We start from the raw sequence: 7,040 nt of genomic DNA, 5'->3' as shown, positions 1-7,040 counted from the left end.
GGTACTGGGGTGGCGATCGCAATTTTATGCGGCAGTACTTATATAATATTTCTTCAGGCTGGATGGATACCTCTAGTACCAAGCATCATGGGACTGATTATCACGGCTACTATGATCATATTGATAGATAGACACGCAGCCACAATTGTCAAGACTGTAAAAGGCTTCTTAAAAATCAATATTGAGATTGACGAAGCTAAAAAAGAAGAAGAAGTAGCGGCAATTGTCGAAAGTGATTATTTTTTAGAATTGCAAAATAAGGCTAAGGATCTACGGAATAAAGACAATCGAGAAGTTTTGGCAGTATCTCCGGAAGTTGTCAACAATTTAGAATCCCATCCTCTTGGTTTTGAAGAAATAGCTGATAGTTCCAGTGAAACTGAAGTTAGCGCACCTGAAACAGAAATTGATTATTTGCAGCAGGTGTGTGATAGGCGCAATAAACTAAATATGCAAGCAAACAACACCGATGATACCAATGATTTGGGAATAGTGCTTTCACAAACAACAGATGATGAAGAGGAGGAAGAAAATGACTATTTAGAACAATTACAAATTCGGAGTAAAAAACTGAGAGAAAATAATCAGTAATAGTGCTGAGTATAAAATTGGTAGGGGCGGGTATGGCTATGCAAGCTATGACAAATATGTTCAATTACCAATAATAATTGTCATAAACCCGCCCTACATCAAGGCTGACGAAAACCGCTATAGATGTCAGCACCGGATTTCAGAATTTGCCCCAGGAGGGACAAAACCCCCTTTTATTACCAAGGATTACCAATCATGGTAAAGGCTGACCAAAAATAAGGATGGCTAAGGTTTTTATCGCCTAGTTCAGCAATCTCTGGGGGTAAATCTGCATTAAAACTAGAGAATTTGAGTTTACCATCTTCCAAGCGGATCTGCCCTTTGAGCATCCCTACTTGTGCTTGTCTGAGTGCTTCAGATTTGATGGGTGCTTGTTTGAGTTGTTCGTAAAATTCGCTAATCAATCCTAGAGTCCCTTCATCTGATACATACCATAAACTGGCTAGTGCAGACTTGACACCGGCTTGGACTGCAAAACTGGCAAAGCCTAATTCTGCTTCTGTATCTCCTACGGCTGTACGACAAGCACTCAGCACCACTAGCTGTACAGGGGGGTTATTCCAGCCTAATTGCCGCAGTTGATCCATTTGTAACCTGGTATCCCATAATTGAATATAGGAGTTACTGGGGGAACCTGGTCTAAATTCACCGTGGGTAGCTAAGTGGATAATACCAAAGGGTTTTTGTTGACGTTGGGCTTGCAGATTCTGTAATGTAAAATCTTCGTTTAAGAAGGATTCACCCGACCACAACCGCAGGGTAATTGTATCTAATTCTACAGGTACGGCAGGTAAAGGCTGTTGATCGGTGAATTGGGAAGCACCCATACCCAAAACTTCAGCATCTTTAATGTCTACATATTCGGTATCAGTCAGGCTGAGACTGGGTACTAAGCCAACGCTGTAGTTTTCGACTAAATATTTTTCACCATCATGAAGCGCCGCCACAGGTAGCGATCGCAATCCCTTATCCATGATAAATGCTAAATTGTTAATTTCTCGCTCTTTTAGTTCAGCCTGAATGGGTTGAATCAGCCATTGATGAAGTTGTTGGGCTTTATCTAGATAGTCTCTACGTAATATGGGATCTGTGACTCGGCTTCTAAATTGTTGGACGACTGGGATAACTTGCGATCGCTTGACATCTACTACTTTACGAATTACTTTACCTCTAGCAGTAACCATTATTAATTCTAAAAGATCATCTGGCGAGTCAACATTTTGTGGGATATTAGAGCCTGGAAGGGTATTGGGTACAAAACTGACATAGATGATGGCGGGTTTAATCCCAACTGCTTTTTCAATATTTTGTAGGATATCACGGGTTTGATTAACAGTTGTAATTTGAATTTGGTCTTCTTTTCCTAAGTATTCTTGAAATTGATTCGTAAACTCTTGTTCAGTTGTAGCTACAGCAGTTTCAAGTACATCGTTTAAAGCAGATTTTCCATCTACAGGTAATAGTATATTGGAATCTTTTTTTAACTCATCGGCATCTGTTTCTGTTTCTGTTTCTGTTTCTGTTTCTGGTACTTCTGGTGGTGGTGTAGGAGTAACGTTGACGGATATTTGTTGTGACGAATCAGAAACGCGATCGCTAGTTATAATCCTCAAAGCTGGAATACTTTCACCACTAGTATTTGCTGGTGGCGTGTAAATTAAAACCGTTTCAGCAGAAAGAGGGGTTTCTGAGGTGACTGGCGTACCGTCTTCTAGTGTCAGAGTACCAGATAATCCTTCCAAACTCACAGTCACATTATCTGCGTTGACATCGTTTGTCGATACATTGAAATCACCAAACCTAAATGTTATAGATTGGTTTTCTCCAGTGGTTGGTAACACTGTATTTGCTGTTAAAGTTGGTGGCGTATTAATTGAATTAATTGAAATATTGCTTGGCGTACCATCAGCAGTTCCGTTTGTGGGTAGTACCGGAAATGTATTGAGTAATGAATCTGGTGTTATTTGATCAATTCCATTATTAATGCTGCCTCGTATACCATTCAGACTAGCATTACCAACAATAAACGGCTCATTATTCGCCCCACCATCATGTTGAATTGTCACGGAACCTGGTTGCGTTGCGCCATTAGTGAGGATAGTATTATTAGTCTCGCCAATTAACCCCAATCCTCTCACTACACCATTAGCTAGAATATTAACATTACCACCTTCAGCAGTACCACCAAGAATATCAACAGCTTGAGTATTGATACTTTCAAAGGTGATATCACTACCGATTTGCGAAGTTTGTAAAGTAACCGGGCCACCAAAGGCAGAATCGAAACTATTAATAGAAAGAGCTGAAGAATTCATAGCACCTGTGACAATCGTGCCAGTACTATTTACTTGTAAATTAATTCCGCCACTTCTAGCAGTTCCTGATACACTTGTTGAGGAATTAATAGCACCTGTATTGATATTACCTTCCGATTCTAATGTGATATTTCCAGATGTAGCATCACCAACAATATCATCTCCATTTTCATTATCAAACCCATTAGCTGCAAAAGAATCAATATTACTTGTGGTAATAGTTCCGCCAGCTGTTAGGTTTATGACACCACCTGTAGCGTTACCTGCCAAATCTACCGTAGCAAAGGAATTAATTAAACCAGTAGTGATATTTGCTCCTGTATTTAATGTAATGTTTCTACCTGTAGCATTACCAGAGCTACTTTGTGCAAAGGAATCAATAGCATTTATTTGAATATTCCCTCCAGCATTGATCTCTACTAAACCACCTGTGGCTGATGCTTCAAAAGAGGATCTACCAAAAGCGCTAATTGTACCTGTTTGAATACTACCTCCAGCTTGTAAAATCACATTTCCAGCTGTAGCATCACCAAAGCTACTTTGTGCAAAGGAATCAATAGCAGTTATTTCAATAGTGCCACCAGCTTTGATATCTACTAACCCACTGGTAGCCTCTCCTTCTCCACTGTTGGCAAAAGCACTAATGGTATCTGTTGTAATATTGCCGCCAGCGTCTAATGTCACATTTCCAGCTGTAGCAGTACCAGATTGAGTAGATGCAGTAGAAATAACATCTGTTGTGATATTACCTCCAGATACTAATTCAACTCGACCACTAGTAGAAAAAAAGCTAGATAATGTTTCTATACTGGCAAGTGTTATATCTCCTGTGGCACTCATAATCACTGGACCGCCATAAGGATTAGTACTAATATTGCCAGTTACAGTAATATTTCCTGGTGATGATAAGTTACCGTCAGGATTTAAATTTGTTAGTTCATCAGCATTAAAATTAGTTTCTATTAATTCGCTGACACCTGCTCTTAAAATTAAAGCCGCTTCATCACCCAAGAGTTCGGCATCAGGTGAGCAACCACCATCACTACAGAAAGAAGAGAGAATAAAATCTTCTTGGGTGATAGTAATATCACCATTAACAGTGATACTTCCTGTTGATTCTACCTTAAGTGACGGTCCTGTATAACTTGCAAAGATCACATCTTCATTAGCACTAATTATCGGATCATAAAGACTGATAAACTTATTACTTTGACCTTGAGTATTGAGAATAGAAAACTTGCCACCACTAGCAAAGTGTGCATCAAGGGAAATTTGACCATCACTGACAAATGTTAAATCACCACCACTGACAAAAGGCGTTTTATCTAAATGATCAATTGCTAAAACATCAATACCTTGATTACCTTGAACGTAAAGATTACCACCAGCGATCGCAGTAAAAGCATTGGCAGAACTTTCACGAACTTTCACGATATTTTCAGCTAATAAGTTCAGATTTCCGGTAGTTAAAAGTTGACTTTCTGGTAATGTTAAATTCCGGTTAGCAGTGAGTGTAGCAGTCTCAGCAGTTGCTTTTTTCACTACCACATCACCATTCTCAACTCCTAAGCCTGAACCAGTTAGTTCTACCTCACCGTTGCTATTAACTTGCAATCTGGAAGCATTATCACCACCACCACCGGTTAACAATTTAGCTAGAGAATTTTCTGATGGATCATTGCTATTTAGGGGTTGAACTTCTAAACTGAGGGGGTTTCCGTCTATGCTTAGGCGTAGCAAGCTTGTACCCGGTACAGCAGCAACTGTGATGTTACCTCCTGGCGCTGCCAGTTCTCCAGTACTCGCTACAGTCCCACCTAGTAAAGCTAAATTACCTGATGGGACAGTAAGATTGCCTTCATTGACAATCGCACCAGCTACACTCGAATCAAAGGCAAAGCTATTAGGTGTACCCAGTAATTGAGTATAGTTATTTGCACCGCTAGAGTTAAACCAATTTTCACCGAAGCCGATGCGGTTAGCTGTTGTTGCCGTAAAGGAGGCTGGGACGTTTAAACTAGCATTAGCACCAAAGATAATTCCTGCCGGATTAATTAAAAATAAGTTGGAATTGCCCCCTGTAACTGTGATTAATCCATTAATTAAAGAAGCATCGCCACCTGTGACCCGCCCTAAAATATTCTGGATATTGGGGTTAGAAAGAAAGTTGGCTGTTTGATTGGCATCTAGCCCAAATTTTGAGAAGCTATGAAATAAGTTTGTCTGATCGCTACTCAAGGTTCCGCCACTAATATCAATATTATTGCCTTGGGTATTGGTGACAGTCCCAGTCCCATCCGATGCAGGTGTAATTGATTGGGCTGGGGCAAAATTGGTAAACAACCCAATTAGTAAAGATAAATTACTAACAGCAAAAATTTTGACTTGGGGAATCAGCCGTTTAGTTAGTTGAGTTACAAGAGAACCTGACTTATTTGCCAATCTCCAAATTTTTTGTCGAGACTTGCGGCGTTGCTGGGCTTGGGAAACTGCTAAACGCGATCGCCTGATTTGCTCTTGTCGTTGTTGCCAGGATATGCTTTCTGCATGGGTGCGGTAGTAGTAAAGTGGCTGATAAATATGTTGCACCTGGGCAACTTCAGAAAGTCGCAAACATAAATCATAGTCTTCTACAAATTCCAGCGATTCATCAATTCCTCCTGCCAATTCAAACACTTCCCGACGCATTAACCGAAAGTGAAATGTCATGAACTTATTTAATAGTTCTTCTCGGTTGTAAGGTACGAGACAACGATAGCCATAGCTAAGAACTGTCTTATGTTCATCAATATCTAAATAATCGGTGTAAACCCAACCAATATCTGGTTTAATATCCAAAACAGCTGCGGTTTTTGCCAGTGCTTCGGGATGCAACAAATCATCACTATCTACCCAACCGAGGTAAGGGGCATTAGTTTGAGCGATCGCTGTTTTTAAGGCCAATCCGCGTCCTAAATGTTCTGCTACTATTACCTTGATACGGCGATCGCGCTGGGCATACTCACGGGCAATATCTGGTGAACTATCTGTAGAACCATCATCCCAAATCAATAACTCAAAATCATTTCTGGTTTGAGCTATGATGCTATCAATAGCAGCGCTGAGGTAACGTTCTCGATTGTAAACAGTGATGATCAAAGAAATTGCTGGTTGCATAATCATAATATTTTTGAATAACAATAAAAAACTCAAAGGTAATACACCGCCACAGCATCAATTTGCTGTATGTTATCATGTTAATTATGCTTTAATATTTAAATACGTAAGTTTTTACTGTATCAAACATATTTATTGATTATGGTATATTCTATTATTACCTTTAATCCCACGGGTCAATTGTTATAAAATTTCACACAAAATCAAACATTGATTTTGAAATAGGTGTAGTGGCGTGACAAGGCTACACCATCTACAATTCAAAGCAAATTACATTTTTTGCAATACCCCTCGGATAGTTGCAGTCGGGACTTCATCGGTAACTGTCACCATGCCCATCTGGGTTGGTAAAACAAACCTCACTTTACCTGCTTTAACTTTTTTATCTAATTGCAAGGCATCAATAATCGCTTCAATATCTATAGCTTCAGGTAGCCGAGTTGGTAAACCCGCCTTTTGAATTAGGGCATTTTGCCTTTCTGTCTCTTCCTGTTTCCACATTCCCAGTTCCACAGCAATTTGTCCAGCTGCTACCATGCCAATAGCCACAGCCTCACCATGTTTGAATACACGATAACCTGTTAAACTTTCCACGGCATGACCAATGGTATGGCCATAGTTGAGAATCGCCCTGATTCCGCCTTCCTTTTCATCCTTGCCGACAACATCAGCTTTGGCTTGACAAGAACGGGTTAATATGTATTCTATAAATTCCGGCTTTATGTAGCGCAGTTGATTCAGGTGTTTACTTGCTTCCATGGCGGCAAATAATTCGGCATCCCAAATTACACCGTATTTAATCACCTCTGCCATTCCAGCCCGAAATTCATTCATGGGGAGAGTTTTAAGTGTTTCTGGGCTAATTAATACCAAGCGTGGCTGATGAAAAGCCCCAATCAAGTTTTTGCCCTGGGGATGGTTCACGCCAGTTTTGCCACCAATTGCCGAATCTACCATTGCTAATAGGGTAGTAGGTAC

The 7,040-nt window shown here is 40.1% G+C and carries 2 protein-coding genes and 1 pseudogene; 1 reads left to right on the top strand and 2 read right to left on the bottom strand.

Annotated elements, in window-relative coordinates; all coding sequences use genetic code 11:
* Window positions 1-591: pseudogene (locus VB654_RS15085) on the top strand (transmembrane sensor domain protein); the annotation flags it as partial.
* 176 nt (window positions 592-767) lie between these two features.
* On the opposite strand, the gene VB654_RS15080 reads toward VB654_RS15085, so the two are convergent.
* A complete protein-coding gene (locus VB654_RS15080; protein WP_323214595.1) occupies window positions 768-6,068 on the bottom strand; it encodes a CHAT domain-containing protein in 5,301 nt (1,766 codons plus the stop codon).
* A 264-nt stretch (window positions 6,069-6,332) separates the two neighbouring features.
* A partial coding sequence (locus VB654_RS15075; RefSeq protein ID WP_323214594.1) for a 3-dehydroquinate synthase family protein occupies window positions 6,333-7,040 on the bottom strand: 708 nt, incomplete at its 5' end.

The organism is Nodularia sp. UHCC 0506 (genome assembly GCF_034931045.1).
GTDB lineage: Bacteria > Cyanobacteriota > Cyanobacteriia > Cyanobacteriales > Nostocaceae > Nodularia.
Note: the sequence above shows the minus strand (reverse complement) of the source record. Positions and strands in the feature narration are given on the sequence as shown.

What these genes read in the sequence shown, in the direction of transcription:
- VB654_RS15080 (WP_323214595.1), bottom strand. Translation starts at nt 6,068, where the DNA reads ATGATTATGCAACCAGCAATTTCTTTGATCATCACTGTTTACAATCGA.